At 60.9% G+C, this 18,222-nt stretch carries 13 protein-coding genes and 1 pseudogene; 13 read left to right on the forward strand and 1 reads right to left on the reverse strand.

Annotated features, from left to right (window positions below; all coding sequences use genetic code 11):
• Positions 1-146 precede the first annotated feature (146 nt).
• The 5 genes from AC0V2S_RS09110 to AC0V2S_RS09130 all read left to right on the forward strand — a co-directional run bounded on the left by AC0V2S_RS09110 (position 147) and on the right by AC0V2S_RS09130 (position 6,432).
• A complete protein-coding gene (locus AC0V2S_RS09110; protein WP_475509449.1) occupies positions 147-2,183 on the forward strand; it encodes an oxidoreductase in 2,037 nt (678 codons plus the stop codon).
• A 144-nt stretch (positions 2,184-2,327) separates the two neighbouring features.
• Positions 2,328-2,756 carry a nuclear transport factor 2 family protein gene (locus AC0V2S_RS09115; RefSeq protein ID WP_475509577.1) on the forward strand — a complete coding sequence of 143 codons (429 nt, stop codon included), beginning with the start codon at positions 2,328-2,330 and terminating at the stop codon, positions 2,754-2,756.
• Positions 2,757-3,007: 251 nt separating this feature from the next.
• Complete coding sequence (locus AC0V2S_RS09120) at positions 3,008-4,375, forward strand: chromosome partitioning protein ParA (protein WP_475509450.1); 1,368 nt, start codon at positions 3,008-3,010, stop codon at positions 4,373-4,375.
• Positions 4,376-4,378: 3 nt separating this feature from the next.
• A complete protein-coding gene (locus AC0V2S_RS09125; RefSeq protein ID WP_475509451.1) occupies positions 4,379-5,314 on the forward strand; it encodes a 1-aminocyclopropane-1-carboxylate deaminase/D-cysteine desulfhydrase in 936 nt (311 codons plus the stop codon).
• 8 nt (positions 5,315-5,322) lie between these two features.
• Positions 5,323-6,432 carry a cyclic nucleotide-binding domain-containing protein gene (locus AC0V2S_RS09130; RefSeq protein ID WP_475509452.1) on the forward strand — a complete coding sequence of 370 codons (1,110 nt, stop codon included), beginning with the start codon at positions 5,323-5,325 and terminating at the stop codon, positions 6,430-6,432.
• A 193-nt stretch (positions 6,433-6,625) separates the two neighbouring features.
• Here AC0V2S_RS09130 and AC0V2S_RS09135 read toward each other — a convergent pair whose 3' ends face one another.
• Positions 6,626-7,522, reverse strand: a complete 897-nt coding sequence (locus tag AC0V2S_RS09135) for a DUF1853 family protein (RefSeq protein ID WP_475509453.1) — start codon at positions 7,520-7,522, stop codon at positions 6,626-6,628.
• Between the two features lie 195 nt (positions 7,523-7,717).
• Here AC0V2S_RS09135 and AC0V2S_RS09140 point away from each other — a divergent pair, with 195 nt between their 5' ends.
• The 8 genes and pseudogenes from AC0V2S_RS09140 to AC0V2S_RS09175 all read left to right on the forward strand — a co-directional run bounded on the left by AC0V2S_RS09140 (position 7,718) and on the right by AC0V2S_RS09175 (position 18,199).
• Complete coding sequence (locus tag AC0V2S_RS09140; protein ID WP_475509454.1) at positions 7,718-8,608, forward strand: NAD(+) kinase; 891 nt, start codon at positions 7,718-7,720, stop codon at positions 8,606-8,608.
• The gene (locus AC0V2S_RS09145) at positions 8,608-9,585 is read left to right on the forward strand and encodes a metallophosphoesterase (protein ID WP_475509455.1); all 978 of its coding nucleotides are present in this window, start codon (positions 8,608-8,610) and stop codon (positions 9,583-9,585) included. The genes AC0V2S_RS09140 and AC0V2S_RS09145 overlap by 1 nt, the downstream gene beginning before the upstream one ends.
• Before the next feature lie 7 nt (positions 9,586-9,592).
• On the forward strand, positions 9,593-10,456 hold the full coding sequence (locus AC0V2S_RS09150) for a rhomboid family intramembrane serine protease (protein ID WP_475509578.1): 864 nt from the start codon (positions 9,593-9,595) through the stop codon (positions 10,454-10,456).
• A 27-nt stretch (positions 10,457-10,483) separates the two neighbouring features.
• Complete coding sequence (locus tag AC0V2S_RS09155; protein WP_475509456.1) at positions 10,484-10,744, forward strand: YeaC family protein; 261 nt, start codon at positions 10,484-10,486, stop codon at positions 10,742-10,744.
• The gene (locus AC0V2S_RS09160) at positions 10,741-11,568 is read left to right on the forward strand and encodes a DUF2797 domain-containing protein (RefSeq protein ID WP_475509457.1); all 828 of its coding nucleotides are present in this window, start codon (positions 10,741-10,743) and stop codon (positions 11,566-11,568) included. The genes AC0V2S_RS09155 and AC0V2S_RS09160 overlap by 4 nt, the downstream gene beginning before the upstream one ends.
• An 18-nt stretch (positions 11,569-11,586) precedes the next feature.
• Positions 11,587-14,245: pseudogene (gene pepN / locus AC0V2S_RS09165) on the forward strand (aminopeptidase N).
• Positions 14,246-14,783: 538 nt separating this feature from the next.
• A complete protein-coding gene (locus AC0V2S_RS09170; RefSeq protein WP_475509458.1) occupies positions 14,784-16,763 on the forward strand; it encodes a DUF1302 domain-containing protein in 1,980 nt (659 codons plus the stop codon).
• Positions 16,764-16,828: 65 nt separating this feature from the next.
• Positions 16,829-18,199 carry a DUF1329 domain-containing protein gene (locus AC0V2S_RS09175; protein ID WP_475509459.1) on the forward strand — a complete coding sequence of 457 codons (1,371 nt, stop codon included), beginning with the start codon at positions 16,829-16,831 and terminating at the stop codon, positions 18,197-18,199.
• Positions 18,200-18,222 lie beyond the last annotated feature (23 nt).

Consider the following 18,222-nt stretch of genomic DNA (forward strand, 5'->3'; position numbering starts at 1 on the left):
ATTGGATCAATAAGTTGTCACTTTGGATCATTGAGGGGCAGGGGCGCGCTCTTTATCGTTCGCTGCATAACTGACCGCTGCCCGGTTCTGGTGAACGTTGAGGCAGCTGGCATTCCGTGCATTAACCGTTCGATGTGGAGCTATCTATGACCGCCGCTCAATTCCCGCACCTGTTGGCCCCGCTGGACCTGGGTTTTACCACCCTGCGTAACCGCACCCTGATGGGCTCCATGCACACCGGGCTGGAAGAGAAGCCGGGCGGCTTCGAGCGCATGGCGGCCTACTTCGCCGAGCGCGCCCTGGGCGGCGTCGGCCTGATGGTCACCGGCGGTATTGGCCCGAACGTGGAAGGCGGCGTGTACGCCGGCGCGGCCAAGTTGACCACCCCGGAAGAAGCTGAAAACCATCGCATCGTTACCAAGGCTGTGCACGAAGCGGGCGGCAAGATCTGCATGCAGATTCTCCACGCTGGCCGTTATGCCTACAGCCCGAAATCGGTAGCCCCGAGCGCCATTCAGGCGCCGATCAACCCGTTCAAACCGCATGAGCTGGACGAAGAGGGCATCGAAAAACAAATCGCCGATTTCGTCACCTGCTCTTCCTTGGCGCAAGTCGCCGAGTACGACGGCGTGGAAATCATGGGTTCCGAGGGTTACTTCATTAACCAGTTCCTCGCCGCCCACACCAATCAGCGCACCGACCGCTGGGGTGGCACCTACGAAAACCGCATGCGCCTGCCAGTGGAAATCGTGCGCCGCGTGCGTGAAGCCGTAGGCCCGAACTTCATCATTATTTATCGCCTGTCGATGCTCGACCTGGTGGAAGGCGGCAGCACCTGGGACGAAATCGTCACCCTGGCCAAAGCCATCGAAAAAGCCGGCGCGACCATCATCAACACCGGCATCGGCTGGCACGAAGCGCGTATCCCCACCATCGCCACCAAGGTGCCGCGTGCTGCGTTCACCAAGGTCACCGCCAAGCTGCGCGGCGAAGTGAGCATTCCGCTGATCACCACCAACCGCATCAACACCCCGGAAGTGGCCGAACAAGTGCTGGCCGACGGCGACGCTGACATGGTGTCGATGGCCCGTCCGTTCCTCGCCGACCCCGAGTTCGTCAACAAGGCCGCTGAAGGCCGTAGCGACGAAATCAATACCTGCATCGGCTGCAACCAGGCCTGCCTGGACCACACCTTCGGCGGCAAGCTCACCAGCTGCCTGGTGAACCCACGCGCCTGCCACGAAACCGAGCTGAACTACATTCCGACCGCCGCCGTGAAGAAAATCGCCGTGGTCGGCGCCGGCCCTGCCGGTTTGTCCGCCGCCACCGTAGCCGCCGAGCGCGGCCACAGCGTGACCCTGTTCGACTCGGCCAGCGAAATCGGCGGCCAGTTCAACGTGGCCAAGCGCGTGCCGGGCAAAGAAGAGTTCTACGAAACCATTCGCTACTTCGGCCGCAAGCTGCAAACCACCGGGGTGGACCTGCAACTGAACACCCGTGTGAGCGTGGATGATCTGGTTAAAGGTGGCTTCGACGAAATCATTCTGGCCACCGGTATCGCTCCGCGTACCCCGGCCATTCCGGGCATCGAAAACCCGAAAGTGATCACCTACCTGGACGCCATTTTGCAGCGCAAACCGGTTGGCCAGACCGTGGCCGTGATCGGCGCCGGCGGCATTGGTTTCGATGTGTCGGAATTTATCGTTCACCAGGGCGATGCCACCAGCCAGGATCGCGATGCGTTCTGGAAAGAGTGGGGCATTGATAAGGCACTGGAAGCCCGTGGCGGTATCGCCGGCATCAAGGCTGAAGTGCATGCACCGGCGCGTCAGGTGTTCCTGCTGCAACGCAAGAAAACCAAAGTGGGCGACGGCCTGGGCAAAACCACCGGCTGGATCCACCGCGCCGGCCTGAAGAACAAGAACGTGCAGATGCTCAACAGCGTTGAGTACCTCAGCGTTGACGACGCCGGCCTGCATATCCGCATTGGCGAAGGCGAGCCGCAGGTGCTGCCGGTCGACACCATCATTGTCTGCGCTGGGCAGGATCCGTTGCGTGAGCTGCAGGAAGGGCTGGAAGCGGCTGGGCAACTGGTGCATTTGATTGGTGGTGCCGATGTGGCCGCCGAATTGGATGCCAAGCGTGCCATCAACCAGGGTTCGCGCCTGGCCGCAGGTCTCTAATTCGCCTGGATCTGCCCCCTCTCCCGCGTGCGGGAGAGGGCTGGGGTGAGGGCAGCGATGTCCGTCTCCCACAAAATTCTGGATCCCCGCCTGCGCGGGGATGACGGTGTTTTCGACAACAATAATAAGGAATCGCCAATGTCTATTTCCTCTCTCTCGACCAACCCCGCTGTCACCGCCACCCTCGAACAGTGGCATTCGATGATCACCAGCAAAAGCCTCAAGGCCTTGCCTGAGCTGCTCGATCCCAAGGCTGTGTTCCGTTCGCCCATGGCCTACAAGCCGTACGAAGGCGCGCAGATGGTTAACGTGATTTTGAACACCGTGATTCAGGTTTTCGAAAACTTCGAGTACCACCGCCAATTGGTCAGCGCCGATGGCCAAAGCGTGGTGTTGGAGTTCAGCGCCACCGTCGGTGACCGCCAGCTGAAGGGCATCGACATGGTGCAGTTCAATGCCGAAGGCAAGATTGTCGATTTCGAGGTGATGATTCGCCCCATGAGCGGCCTGCAGGCGCTGGGCGATGAGATGGGCAAGCGCTTGGCGCCGTTTTTGGCCAAAGCCTCAGCGTAAACGTAGAAAGTTCCCGCCTAAGCAACAAAAGCTGACCGTTGTACCAATTCCGTCACACTTTTATCCCAGCGCCCGGTTCCAGGGCGCTGACCACGGGCGACTGCCAACCCAGTCACATTGCCGGCTAGCCTTTTTACCCTAGACTTGAGCCAATTGTAGGAATACGCCTACTTTCTGGCTGTGCGTGCAGAGAAAGTCGAGCGTTATTCGTAAGCACGAAAGTCGCCGTGGTCAGGCTTAGGGGTCCGTTGATGAGCATGCAGATCAAGCCGCAAATGGTTGAGGCCGTGGTGTTCTTCAGTGAACGCGGCATCTGCAAGGAAATGCTGTTTCCCGAGTTCGAGGCCTTGCTCGACGGCGTCGTCAATATGCCGGAGTTCAGAGACCAGCAGATGCGCGTGGCGTACGTGCTGATCAACCCGCGCCTGCTGGTGCGCGCCGCCGTGTTCTTCTACCTCGACTTCGACGAGCGCGGCTCGCCCGACAGCGGCTGGAATATTCCCCTGCGTCACCTGGCCGAACGCTCCGGCCGTGGCCCGGACCTGGGCGCCGGCCCGATTCGTCTGGCCTGCCGCAGCCAGTGCCCGGTGTCTTGGCATCAGATGCACCTGTGGGACCCAAGCCTTGTTCCAGGGCAAAACGACCTGGTACTGCTGCGCGACACCGTCAAACGCAACCAGCTCGGCTTGCTGGTGGATGACGATGCCGGCCAGAGCGTGGCGCCGGAGCGCCTGCAACTGGCGCCGGAAGATCAGTGGCACGCACCGGACCCGACCAAGGAAGCCGCCGACCAGTTGGCGGAAAAAATCGAACAGGAACACCGGGTGAAAACCGCCCAGCTGATCAAGCAGCAACGCCTGCGCATCAGCAGCCAGACCCAGCAATACGAAGAGGAACTGGCCAAGCTGAAAATGGCCAGCGCCGAAGAAACGCAAAAGATGCTGGCGCAGATCCAGACCCTGCACCAAGCCTTGCGCCAGCAGGAAGACCTGAACGTCAGCCTCAAAGGCCAGCTCGCAGCCCAGGCCGACACCTTCCAGAAAAACCGCGAAGAAATGACCGAGCAGCTGCGCGCCATCGAACGTCATGGCCGCACCGAAACCGATATTCTGCGGGCCCAGTTCGACAGCGAATTGCAGGCGCGTATTGCCTCGGCCGTGGTCGAGTACAAAGAGCAGATCGCCATCCGTGACGTCGAGCTGGCGTACCGCAATGAACTGGATACCCAGCTGGATCAGGAAGTGGAGCGCCTCAAGCAAGAGCGCGATGCGTTTGCCAGTCAGGGCGGCGAGCAGATTCTTGAGCGCTTGTCGAAGATGGGCGTGGTGTTTGTGGTGTACCACCCAGGCGCCGGCCACTTGACCATTCCGCTGCAAGATATCGCCCGCTACCAGGACAATCCCATGGCCTACGCGGCGGCCAAGTGCTTTGTCGCCGAGCCGCAATACCGCCAATGGCTGGCCCACTACGAAAAACCCAGCTGCGATGCCAGCTTGCCCAACGGCGATCGCTGCGCCATTCCCCTGGACCGCATCGACACGCCGAGCCGCTTTGTCATCGGCGACTCCAACTGCTGCGCCCGGCACAAGACCATTTCCCGCCTGCGCACCGTCAGTTAAACCTTGCCCGTCCGTGTTCCGCAGTGGTCTCCCCAGGCGCCGTTACAGCGCCTGGTGTTTGCGTGGCTGGAAGAGGCGGGTGTCGAACTGGCCGTGCTGCGCCTCGACCAGATCGACCCGCTGATCAGCGGCAACAAATGGTTCAAGCTGCGCCATCACCTCGCCGCCGCTGAAGCGGTAGGCGCCGAAGGCGTAATCAGCCTCGGCGGCGCCCATTCCAATCACCTGCACGCCCTGGCTGCCGCCGGCCAGCGCTTCGGTTTTGCCACCGTCGGCCTGCTGCGCGGCGACGCGCAAGACACGCCCACCACCCGCGACCTGCAAGCCTGGGGCATGGAGCTGCACTGGCTCGGTTATGGCGGCTACCGTCAGCGTCATCAGGCAGATTTCTGGCAGCCGTGGTTAGCTCGTTACCCCGATTTTTATCCCGTGCCCGAAGGCGGTGGCGGCCTTCCCGGTGCGCTGGGTTGCGTGGAATTGCGGGCAATGGCCGAAGCCCAGTTGGCCGGCATTGGCTGGACGGATTTCGATGCCTGGTGGCTGGCCGTTGGCACCGGCACCACGCTGGCCGGGCTGGTGCTGGCCGAAGCGGGGCGCCGATTGGTGTATGGCGCCAGCGCCGTTCCGCCCAACCATGGCGTGGAAGAAAACCTGCGGCAGATATTCGCCGAGGCCAGACAAACCGATCAGGGGTACAGGTTGCTGGCGGCGAGCCGCGGTGGCTTTGCTAAGGTCGATACAGCGCTAACGGCGTTTGTAGGCCAGGCTGAGCAGGACGGCGAGTTGCCGCTGGAAGCGATTTATACCGGTAAGGCACTTATGGCGTTGCGCCTGTACGTGGCGGCCGGTAACGTGGCTCGCGGCACGCGCCTGCTCTTCGTCCACACGGGCGGTTTGCAGGGGCGACGGGCCACTCATCTGCATCTGGCTGGAGTCTGACCCTTTTCATGAGTGACCCACTAAGCCTTGAGCAACTGCGCAGCCTGACGCCGCTCAACGTGTTATCCGAACAGCAATGGCGCGAACTGCGCAGCCAATTGGTGCCCCAGCCGATGCTGGCCGGGCAGTTGTTGTTCCGCCCTGGCGACCAGGCCCGCGTCACCTATTACCTGTTGGCCGGCGAGCTGTTGCTGACCTCCGTTGACGGCCAGCAACAACGCTTGCAGGCCGGCAGCGAAGCCAGTTGCCACCCGCTGTCGCCGAGCCTGCCCAGATTGCAGGAAGCCCGCGCCCTTACCGATATCAGCCTGCTGGTGCTCGACAGCGCCACGCTCACGCGCCTGCTCACTTGGCGACTGGCTTATCAGGATTTGCTCTTGGAGTTGGGCCAGCGCGGCGGCGACGTGGAGTGGCTGGAACGCCTGCTGGAAAACCCGCTATTCGCCAAGGTGCCATCGCCGAATGTACGGGCCATGCTCGACCGTTTGCAGCGGATGGAACTGAAAGCCGGCACCACGGTGCTGAGCGAAGGCGAGCCGGGTGATTGCTGCTACTTCCTCAACAGTGGTCGTGCGGAAGTCATTCGCAGCGAAGGCAGCGAACGCCAGGTGCTGGCCGAGCTGGAGGAGGGCGCCTGTTTTGGTGAAGAAGCACTGCTCGCCGACCAGCCGCGCAATGCGACGGTAACCATGCTGGAAGATGGCGTGGTGCTGCGCCTCGACCGGCAAGACTTTTTCGCCCTGCTTAAAGCGCCGATTGTGGACGAGGTGTCGTTTGGCGAAGCGGCGCGGCTGCTCTCCGGCGGCGCGCAATGGCTGGACGTGCGCCTGCAGGAAGAATACGAGCGCGCCCATGCGCTGGAGTCGCTGAATATGCCGCTGCAGCTGTTGCGGTTGAAAGCTCGGTTGCTGGATAAAAGCCGCACGTATCTGTGTTATTGCGACAGCGGCAACCGCAGCAACAGCGCGGTGTTTTTACTCTCGCAGCTGGGCTACAACGCCTATGCGTTGCGCGACGGGGTGAATGGCTTGCCGGCGGTGCTGCGCGATGGGTTGTTGTGTGAGAGTGGGTCGGGGTATTTGGCGCGGTCGGGGGGGCGGACCGAGCGTAGTCGCTAACTGCGGATCGGCAACCGTTGCATGAGACTCCGTCATTCCAGCGCAGGCTGGAATCCAGAGTGTCGGATGAAAATGCATTCTTCTGACCCATCCTGGGTCCCAGCCTGCGCTGGGACGACGGAGGTTTTCAGGTTTATTCCCGTCTTCCCGCGCAGGCGGCGGTCCGACGAGTCGGGACCCAGAGTTTTGGCTGTTACGGATATCGTTGGCCATTCCACTGCGGCCACGCGTCGGCCACCAAAAACACCCGCTCTGCTTCCTGCCATGCGCCTTCCATGTCCTGCTCAAACCGCACCAACAGCTGCGCTTGTGCGTCGGCTTCCAGATCACTCAACCACTCTTCGAACTGTGCCGCCGACCACAACGTTTCCTCCTGCTCCCGCGCCGGCGCCAACCACGTTTGTCGTGGAATAGGCTGCCAACGGCCGCTGCCATTCTGAAACGCCGCCCAATCCTTGCGATGCAACCAACGCCCACGCAAATGCTCATCCAGCGCCCCGGCCGGCGGCTGACTTAACCCGGGCCACGGATAAAACAAATACCCCGCCAGCCACAACTGCGGCTGCACCTGCTCAATGCCCAGCTCTGCCAACGCAGCCTGCGCTTCGGGCCGCGCCGACAGCGGCAACTGGTGGTTTAACAGGTGGTCGAGCTTGCGCGCCAAACGGTCCTGGCTGCCGGGCCCCAGCCATTGCCCGGCATCACTGCCATCGCCAGCCTGCGGGCCGAGGTAGAGCTTGATCGCCAGTTCCTGGTGGTGCACGCCGCACTCGTCTTGCAGCAGCAAATCCAACTCACCAAGGGTGTGCCCGCCCTGGCGAATCGCCAGGTTGGCGGCCAGCAGCTGTACGCCGGGCGCGGCCATTAGGGCGAACTGCCACAGGCGTTCGTAGTACAGGCCCAGGCGGCGGATGCTGTGTTTCGCGAGCCAGGCGCTGAGCGGAGCCGGATTGTGGTCGAGTTGGTGCAGCCAGTCGGCCAGTTGCTGCGGCGCAGCCGCCCAGGCGCTCGCGGTGAGCGGGTGGCGTTGCGGGCAGTGGGCCGGGTCGAGCAGCGGCGGCGACAGCAGCACCCAGGCCAGATCGCGCACGGCGGGCTGGTGCAAATGCTGAGGCAGGGCGGTGAGGGTGGGAAAAGCGTCATTCTGCGAGCATAGCGGGTCAGCCCCGCAATGTGCGCCTTGGTTTGCTTGGCGCCCTTGGCCCATAATCGGGACCTTCACCCGAATTGGCCTGTCTGGATAAAGGGCAATTTTCAATTTCTGCCAGCGTCTCCCAGGAGCCTCATGGAGCAATTTCGCAATATCGGCATCATTGGCCGCTTGGGCAGTTCACAGGTGCTGGACACCATCCGCCGCCTGAAAAAACTGCTTATCGAGCGCCAGTTGCACGTGATCCTCGAGGACACCATCGCTGAAGTGCTTCCCGGCCACGGCCTGCAAACCTCGTCGCGCAAAAGCCTCGGCGAAGCGTGCGACCTGGTGATTGTGGTCGGCGGCGACGGCAGCATGCTCGGTGCCGCCCGCGCCCTGGCGCAGTTCAATGTGCCGGTGCTGGGCATTAACCGCGGCAGCTTGGGGTTTCTGACCGACATCCGCCCGGATGAACTGGAAACCAAAGTCGCCGAAGTGCTCGACGGCCAATTTCTGGTGGAAAACCGCTTTCTGCTGCAAGCCGAAGTGCGCCGCCATGCCGAGGTGATCGGCCAGGGCGATGCGCTGAATGACGTGGTGCTGCACCCCGGCAAGTCGACGCGCATGATCGAGTTCGAGCTGCATATCGACGGCCAATTCGTCTGCAGCCAGAAGGCCGACGGCCTGATCGTGGCGACGCCGACCGGCTCCACCGCGTACGCGCTGTCCGCCGGCGGGCCGATCATGCACCCCAAACTGGACGCCATTGTGGTGGTGCCGATGTACCCGCACACCTTGTCCAGCCGGCCCATCGTGGTGGACGGCAATAGCGAGCTGAAAATCGTCGCCTCCAAGGACATGCAGATTTATCCGCAGGTGTCGTGCGACGGCCAGAACCATTTCACCTGCGCGCCGGGCGACACGCTGATCGTCAGCAAAAAGCCGCAGAAGCTGCGCCTGATTCACCCGCTGGACCACAACTACTACGAAGTCTGCCGCACCAAACTCGGCTGGGGCAGCCGTCTGGGCAGTGGGCACGACTGATGGAACTCGACCCGGCGCGCGGTTACGACCTGATTGGGGATGTGCACGGTTGTGCGCACACCCTGGCGCGCCTGCTCGATGGCCTCGGTTACCAGCGCAAGGGCGGCGTGTGGCGCCACCCGCGGCGCATGGCGCTGTTTCTCGGCGATATCGTCGACCGTGGCCCGCGCATTCGCGAGGCGCTGCATATCGTGCGTGACATGGTCGAGGCCGAGCAGGCGCTGTGCATCATGGGCAACCACGAGTTCGACGCCCTCGGCTGGAGTACGCCGGCGCCGCCCGGCAGTGGCCGCCAGTTTGTGCGTGAACACACGCCGCGCAACGCCCGCCTGATTACCCAAAGCCTGGCCCAGTTCGATGCGTACCCCGAAGAATGGCGCGAGTTCCAGCGCTGGTTCTACGAGTTGCCGCTGTTTATCGACGCCGGGCATTTTCGTGTGGTGCATGCCTGTTGGGATGCCGGCCTGATCGACTCGCTGCGCACTCAACACCCTGATGGCCGAGTGGATGAAGCGTTTGTGCAGGCGGCCGCCGTGTCCGGCAGTTTTGCCAGTCGGGTGTTCAGCCGCCTGCTGCGCGGCACCGATATGCGCCTGCCGGACGGCCTGACCCTGACGAGCGACGACGGCTACACCCGCGCCTTTTTCCGCACCAAGTTCTGGGAAGAAGACCCGCAGACCTACGGCGATATCGTCTTCCAGCCCGACGCTTTGCCCGAGAGCGTGGCGCGCACGCCGCTTACGCCACGGGAGAAAACCGAACTGCTGCGTTACGGGCCGAAAGAGCCGCCGCTGTTTGTCGGCCACTACTGGCGCAAAGGCCGCCCGGCGCCGATCCGGCCGAACCTGGCGTGCCTGGATTACAGCGCCGTGCTCTACGGCAAGCTGGTGGCCTACCGCATGGACCAGGAAACCCGCATCGATCCGAATAAATTTGCCTGGGTGGACGTCGAGCGCCCGGAGCTTCCCATTGAGTAATAGCGCGATGAACCCCGTTGAAGTGTTGCGGTTGCCGGTCGGCGTCAATCTGGCCGGTTTTATTCAGCTATTGCAGCGCATGCAGGTGCCGCACCGGGTGAGCGAGGAGTCGGGCGAGCAGGTGCTGTGGGTGCCCGGCGAGGAGCTGGCCGAGCATGTGCGGGGCCTGTATCAGCAGTATCCCGAGGGCGACCCGGAGCAGCGTCTGGAACTGCCGCCGGCCGTGCAGCCCAAGGCTGCCGGGTTTGTGCAGCAACTGCGCGACAGTCCGCTGACGGCGGGCGTATTGCTGCTCACCTTGATCGTGGCGGGCATCACCCTGCTGGGCGACAACCACGACACCATTCGCTGGTTAAGTTGGTTCGACTACAGCGTGCAGGGTGATTACGCGTATTTCGTGCCGTGGTCCGACACCATGGCCGCTGGCCAATACTGGCGGCTGATCACGCCGATCTTTATTCACTTCGGCATCCTGCACCTGGCCATGAACAGCATGTGGTACTGGGAGCTGGGCCGGCGCATCGAGTTCTATCAGGGCAAGTGGCTGCTGCTGGGGCTCACCCTGTTTTTTGGCCTGGTATCGAACGCCGTGCAGTTCTGGTGGGCCGGGCCGTCGATTTTCGGCGGGCTGTCGGGTGTGCTCTACGGTTTGCTCGGCCATTGCTGGATCTATCAATTGCTGGCCCCCAATCGCGCCTACCAACTGCCCAAGGGCGTGGTGGTGATGATGCTGATCTGGTGGGTTATCTGCATGAGCGGCGTGACTGAGCTGGCCGGCGCGGCGATTGCCAATGGCGCGCACACCGGCGGGCTGGTGGCGGGCTGCCTCACCGGTCTGTTGGGCGGTGCACTGGCGCGCCGTCGCCGTTAAACTGCGACTTTGTTTTTGGAGGCGTCTATGTCGTCCTTTGTTGAAATGATCGAAAACATCACCCCGGACATCTACGAAAGCCTGAAATTGGCCGTAGAGATCGGCAAATGGTCGGACGGCCGCAAGCTGACGCAGGAACAGAAAGAACTGAGCCTGCAAGCCGTTATCGCCTGGGAACTGCAAAACCTGCCGGAAGACCAGCGCACCGGCTATATGGAATTGCAGGAGTGCAGCTCCAAGTCCAAGCCCGTGCCGAATATTCTGTTCAAGTCGGATGCGATCCATTGAGTGAATTGGGTCGCGGTGCCTTGAGCAAAATGGCCGCCCGTTTGGGCGCGCCGGTGCAGTACGCGTTTCGGTTGGGCGACGAAGAAGTGCCGGTCAATCCGCTGATCGGTCAGACCGTAAAGCTGGAATACCTCGGCGCGATTCATTGCAGCCACTGCGGGCGCAAAACCAAAACCAGTTTCAGCCAGGGGTATTGCTACCCGTGCATGACCAAGCTGGCCCAGTGCGACACCTGCATGATGAGCCCCGAGCGTTGCCATCACGAGGCCGGCACCTGCCGTGAGCCGGAGTGGGCCGCGCAGTTCTGCATGACCGACCATATCGTTTACCTGGCCAACTCCTCGGGCGTGAAAGTCGGCATTACCCGCGCCACGCAAGTGCCCACCCGCTGGCTCGACCAGGGCGCCAGTCAGGCGCTGCCTATCATGCGCGTGAGCACCCGTCAGCAATCCGGTTTCGTGGAAGACGTGCTGCGCAGCCAGGTCGCCGATAAAACCAACTGGCGCGCACTGCTGAAAAGCCATGCCGCACCGGTGGACTTGAAGGCTGTGCGTGAGGAGCTGTTCGCCACCTGCGCCGACGGCCTGCTTGGTTTGCAGCAGCGCTTCGGCTTGCAGGCGATTCAGCCGATCACTGACGTCGAGCCGATTGAAATTACATATCCGATCGAAGCCTACCCGGCCAAGATCACCAGCTTTAATCTGGATAAAGACCCGGTGGCCGAAGGCACCTTGCTCGGCATCAAGGGTCAGTACCTGATGTTCGATACCGGCGTTATCAATATTCGCAAATACACGGCCTACCAGTTGGCCGTGCATTCCTGAACGTGAAGGGAACCCGTCATGCGCACCGAACAACCGAAGATGATCTACCTGAAGGACTATCAGGCGCCGGACTACCTGATTGACGAAACCCATCTGACTTTCGAATTGTTCGAGGACCACACGCTGGTCCACGCGCAACTGGTGATGCGCCGCAACCCGGCGCGCGGTGCCGGTTTACCGGCCCTGGTGCTGGATGGCCAGGAGCTGGAACTGGTGTCGTTGAGCCTCGACGGCAAGGCGCTGGAGGAGGGTGACTATCAGCTCACCGACAGCCACCTGACCCTGCAACCGGCCGCGGAAACCTTTGTGATCGACAGCAGCGTGCGCATCCACCCGGAGAGCAACACGGCGCTGGAAGGCCTGTACAAGTCCGGCAGCATGTTTTGCACCCAGTGCGAGGCCGAGGGTTTTTCGCAAGATCACCTACTACCTCGACCGCCCGGACGTGATGAGCACGTTCACCACCACGGTGAGCGCCGAGCAGCACAAGTACCCGGTGCTTCTGTCCAACGGCAACCCGATTGCCAGCGGCCCGGAAGACGGCGGTCGTCACTGGGCGACCTGGGAAGACCCGTTCAAGAAACCGGCCTACTTGTTTGCCCTGGTAGCCGGCGACCTCTGGGCCATCGAAGACACCTTCGACACCATGAGCAAACGCGAAGTGGCGCTGCGTATTTATGTCGAGCCGGAAAACATCGACAAATGCCAGCACGCCATGGACAGCCTGAAAAAATCCATGCGCTGGGATGAAGAGGTGTACGGCCGCGAATACGATCTGGATATTTTCATGATCGTGGCCGTCAACGACTTCAACATGGGCGCCATGGAAAACAAGGGCCTGAACATCTTCAACTCCAGCTGCGTGCTGGCCAAGGCCGACACCGCCACCGACGCCGCGCACCAACGTGTTGAAGGCGTGGTCGCGCACGAGTACTTCCACAACTGGTCGGGCAACCGCGTTACCTGCCGCGACTGGTTCCAGCTGTCGCTCAAGGAAGGCTTTACCGTGTACCGCGACGCCGAGTTCTCGGCCGACATGAACTCGCGCACGGTGAAACGCATTGAAGACGTGGCCTACCTGCGCACCCACCAGTTCGCCGAAGACGCCGGCCCCATGGCTCACGCCGTGCGCCCGGACAGCTTTATCGAGATTTCCAACTTCTACACCCTGACCGTCTACGAGAAGGGTTCGGAAGTGGTGCGCATGCTCCACACCTTGCTGGGCAACGAAGGCTTCCGTAAAGGCAGCGACCTGTACTTCGAGCGCCACGACGGCCAGGCCGTGACCTGCGATGACTTTATCAAGGCAATGGAAGACGCCAACGGCGCCGACTTCACCCAGTTCAAACGCTGGTACAGCCAGGCCGGCACGCCGCGCCTGCAAGTGAGCGAGGCGTATGACGCCGCCGCAAAAACCTACACGCTGACCTTCCGCCAAAGCTGCCCAGCGACGCCGGGGCAAACCGAGAAGCTGCCATTCGTGATTCCGGTGGAGCTGGGCTTGCTCGGCGCCAAAGGCCAGGCATTGACCCTGAAGCTGGCAGGCGAGGGCGCCGCGCGCGGTGAGTCCACCGTGATCGCCGTCACCGAAGCCGAGCAGAGCTTTACCTTTGTTGACGTGGCCGAGAAGCCGCTGCCGTCCTTGCTGCGTGGCTTGTCGGCGCCGGTAAAACTGAGCTTCCCGTACAACCGCGACCAACTGATGTTCCTCATGCAGCACGACGCCGACGGCTTCAACCGCTGGGAAGCCGGTCAGCAATTGTCGGTGCAGGTGCTGCAAGAGCTGATTGGCCAACACCAGAGCGGCGCAGCGCTGGTGCTCGATCAGCGTCTGGTGACCGCGTTCGAAACCTTGCTGACCGATGACAGCCTGGACCAGGCGATGGTCGGGGAAATGCTGTCGCTGCCGAGTGAGGCGTACCTCACCGAAATCAGCGAAGTGGCCGACGTCGACGCCATTCACACCGCCCGCGAATTCGCCCGCCAGCAGCTGGCAGAAGCGCTGTATGCGCCGCTGTGGCAGCGTTATCAGCAGAACCGCGAGGTGTCCCGTAACAGTGAGTACGTGGCCCAGGCCGACCACTTCGCCCGCCGCAGCCTGCAAAACATCGCGCTGTCATACTTAATGCTGAGTGGCAAACCGGAAGTAGTGGCCGCGTGCCTGGAGCAGTACGACGCGTGCGACAACATGACCGAACGCCTCACCGCGCTGGCCGTGTTGGTCAATTCCCCGTTCGAAGCCGAGAAGGCCAAGTCTCTCGCGGCCTTTGCCGAGCACTTCAAAGACAACCCGCTGGTCATGGATCAGTGGTTTAGCGTGCAAGCGGCGAGCGCTCTACCTGGCGGCTTGGCGCGCGTTAAAGCACTGATGGAGCACCCGGCCTTTACCCTGAAAAACCCCAACAAGGTGCGCGCACTGGTTGGCGCTTTTGCCGGGCAGAACCTGGTCAACTTCCACAGCGCCGATGGTTCGGGCTACCGCTTCCTGGCTGATCTGGTGATTACCCTGAATGGCTTCAACCCGCAGATCGCGTCGCGCCAATTGGCGCCGCTGACCCGCTGGCGCAAGTACGATGCCAGTCGTCAGGCGCTGATGAAGGCCGAGCTAGAGCGGATTCTCGCGTCTGGCGAGCTGTCTTCCGACGTATATGAAGTGGTAAGCAAAAGCCTGGCTTAACGTTTGGCTTCATCCCTCCCGCCCCAAGCGAAAAGTGTTACTGGCCATCTGCCGGTAACACTTTTTTGTTACTTGTCGAAATAAGTCGCCCACTTCTTATTAGAAAACCCTTACTAGGTTGGGGGTTTGCTCTTGACTGTTTTCTGATTGTGCGGCCAGGAAAAACCAGCAAAAAACGCCCGACTGACTATCCGCGCCAGATCGTAGGACAAAGCGCGCAAAAGTTTCCTGAATGTTGGTGGAGTTGGTCAATGAATGACCAGTCACGTTTCGCCCGGCAAACCATAAAACGTTGACGCCATTAAATTGGATTGAAACGCTTGTTTGGCACCATGGTTGCATTGCTCGTTAGTAATTGGCCCCGCAATGGTGCATGCAATGCTCGGGGGTGCGTGCTAGACGCGTTGGAAGTCAGTCTTCCAATCAACTAAAAAGACCGCCTGCTTTTAGCTTGAGCCAGCGGCAGTACCGAACCAATGAGCTTCCTCACTAGAGGAGGCCAATAAGAATAACGATCTGTCCACGGAGTAAAGTCTCGATGGAATTCAAGTCCCGTAGTCCTATGTTGCGTTTCGCGCCTACCAAAGCAGGTTTTGCTTTGGCCGGTCTCCTGCCGTTGATGGTTGCTGTACAAGCCCAAGCGGTGGAATTCAGCTTTGCCGACAACGAAATCGCCGGTTCCCTCGATACCACCGTGTCCTACGGCCAGTTGTGGCGCGTACAGGGCCAGGACAAGAACAACGACGACATCAACGCCAACGACGGTAACCGTAACTTCGATACCGGCTTGGTTTCCGAGGTCTACAAGATCACTTCCGACCTGGAAGCGACCTACAAAAACTACGGTGTGTTCGTGCGTGGTACTGCTTTCTATGACACTCAGATCATGGACAAGCGCACCAACTTCGACGACGTAAACCCAAGCCAGCCAAGTCAGAACTACCCTGACAACCGCAGCCTGACTACCGATGCGCGCCACAAGGCCGGTCGTGATGCTCAGATTCTCGATGCCTACATTTATGGCAGCTGGGACGTCGCAGAACATCCAGTTAGCGCACGCCTGGGTAATCAGGTATTCAACTGGGGTGAAGGTCTGTTCTACCGTGGTGGCGTGAACACCACCAACCCAGTCGATGCTGCCAAATTCCGCCTGCCAGGTTCCGAGCTCAAAGAAGTGCTGGTGCCGGTTGAGGCGCTTAGCTTCAACGTTGGCCTTACCGACAACCTGTCGATGGAGTCCTTCTACCAGTTCAACTGGAAAGAGTCGGCTATCGACCCAGCTGGCACCTACTTCTCAGAAACCGACCTGTTCGCTGCCGGCGGCAATACCGCTTACACCAACCTGCCGGCCTCGTTGACCAACCCGCAAGCAGCGTTGGGCGGCGCTTCTCTGACTCAGTTCTACAACAGCGGCGCTCGCTGCGGTGTGGGCGGTCTGTGTGCTGGCGGTAAAGACTTCATTTACCAAAACCGCATTGCTCGGGTAGCCAACGTCGGCAGCGATATCAATGCGAAGAACGACGGCCAGTACGGGATCAACTTCAAGTACATCGCTGAAGAGTTGAACTCCACCGAGTTCGGTGCCTACTTCGTCAACTACCACTCCAAAGAGCCAACCATTTACGCTGACCTGGGTAGCTATCAGGGCGTAAACATCGACCAGCTGGCTACTTCGTTGGGCGGTCTCAACCCGACCACTATTGCAGCGGCCGGCGGCCTGGCAACTCTCGACACCGTGGGCAACGTGCAGGCGCGTCGTGAATACGCTGAAGACATCCGCATGTACGGCTTCAGCTTCAACACCACCGTAGGCAATGCGTCGGTATTCGGTGAGTTGGCTTATCGCCCGAACCTTCCAATCGGCATCGCCACCACCAACGACTTGTTGGGCGACCTGATCCAGCAATCGGCAAAACTGGTTAACACCGGCCCTATTTCTGCCGCTGTTGGCGGTCTGAACGGTACTGCGCAAATTGCCGGCAAAACCGTGACGCTGGGCGATTCGATTCATAACTCCGAGCGCGTAGAAGCCTTCAACACCTCGTTGGGCACCATCTACAACTTCGGCAACGCGCTGAGCTTCGACTCGCTGTTCGGTGTGGCTGAGCTGGCATCCGAGCACCTGCGCGGTAGCGACCTGAAGTACACCGCATTCGACGGTTCTACTCGTTACTACTCCGGCCGTGGCAACAACGACTACATCACCGGCGCTGACCGTGACGATCAGGTCAACAAGAACGCCTACGGCTACACCCTGGTGCTCTCGGGTACCTGGAACGACGTATACGCCGGCGTGAACCTGTCTCCGTACGTTGTCTACAAGGACGACTTCGAGGGTAACTCCTACCAGACCGGTAACTTCATCGAAGGTCGCAAGGCTTACACCGTTGGCCTGAAAGCCAACTACCTGAACAGCCTGGAAGGCGAACTCGCCTACACCGAGTTCTCTGGCGGTGGCGAGAACAACTCCAGCCGCGACCGCGACAATATCGGCGTCAACGTCAAGTACTCGTTCTAACTCCCTCTATATAAGAAGCCGGGCGCCTACGGGCGCTCGGACATGATTGACCACGGAGAATCAAGATGCTGAAAAAGCACACGCTGATTAGTGCCGCTATCGCGCTGGCGTTTACCGCCGGTAGCGCGCTGGCCGCTGTTTCGCCAACCGAAGCCGCCAAGCTGGGCACCACCTTGACGCCGTTCGGCGCCGAGAAAGCCGGCAACGCTGCAGGCACCATCCCGGCCTGGACTGGCGGTATCACCAAGGCGCCGGCCGAGTACAAAACTCCAGGCCAGCACCACGTTGATCCGTTCGCCGGCGACAAGCCGCTGTTCACCATCACCAAGGCCAACCTGGACCAGTACAAGGCCAACCTGACCCCAGGTCAGATCGCCCTGTTCAACGCCTACCCAACTGACTACCAGTTGCCGGTGTACCAGACCCGTCGCTCCGGCTCCGCGCCGCAGTGGGTTTACGACAACACTGTGAAGAACGCCACCACCGCCAAACTGCTGGACGGCGGCAACGGTTTTGCTGACGCTTTCGGCGGCATCCCGTTCCCGGTTCCACAGAACGGCGTTGAAGCGGTCTGGAACCACATCGCTCGCTACCGTGGTACTTACATTGTGCGTCGCGCCTCGGAAGTGGCTGTGCAGCGCAATGGCGATTTCACCCTGGTGACCTCGCAGCAAGAAGCGCTGTTCCGTTTCTACGATCCGAAAAGCAACTACTCCGACCTGAACAACATCCTGTTCTACTACCTGTCCTTCACCAAGAGCCCAGCCCGTCTGGCCGGTGGTGCGGTACTGGTACACGAGACCCTGGATCAGGTTAAAGAGCCGCGTCAGGCCTGGGGCTACAACGCCGGCCAGCGTCGCGTACGTCGCGCGCCGAACCTGGCTTACGACACCCCGATCGCTGCCGCTGACGGCCTGCGTACCGCAGACGACACCGACATGTTCAACGGCTCGCCAGATCGTTATGACTGGAAGCTGGTCGGCAAGAAAGAAATCTACATTCCGTACAACAACTACAAAGTCAGCAGCCCCGACGTGAAATACGCCGACCTGCTGAAAGTGGGCCACCTGAACCCGGCTTACACCCGTTACGAGCTGCACCGCGTATGGGTTGTAGAAGGCACTCTGAAAGCTGGCGCTCGTCACATCTACTCCAAGCGCGTTCTGTTCCTCGACGAAGACAGCTGGCAAGCAGCTGAAGTCGACCAGTACGACGGCCGTGGTGAACTGTGGCGCGTATCGTTGGCTTACCTGAAAAACTTCTACGAGCTGCCGACCACCTGGTCTGCACTGGACGTGTTCCACGACCTGCAAGCCCGTCGTTACCACGTACAGAACCTGGACAACGAAGAGCCGACCACCATCGACTTCAGCCAGCCGATGCCAGACGACGGCTACTTCAAGCCAGCCGCTCTGCGTCGTCGCGGTACTCGTTGATTGGTTGAATAGTTGGGCTTCGC

The sequence above is a fragment of the Pseudomonas sp. CC11G genome (genome assembly GCF_056174845.1).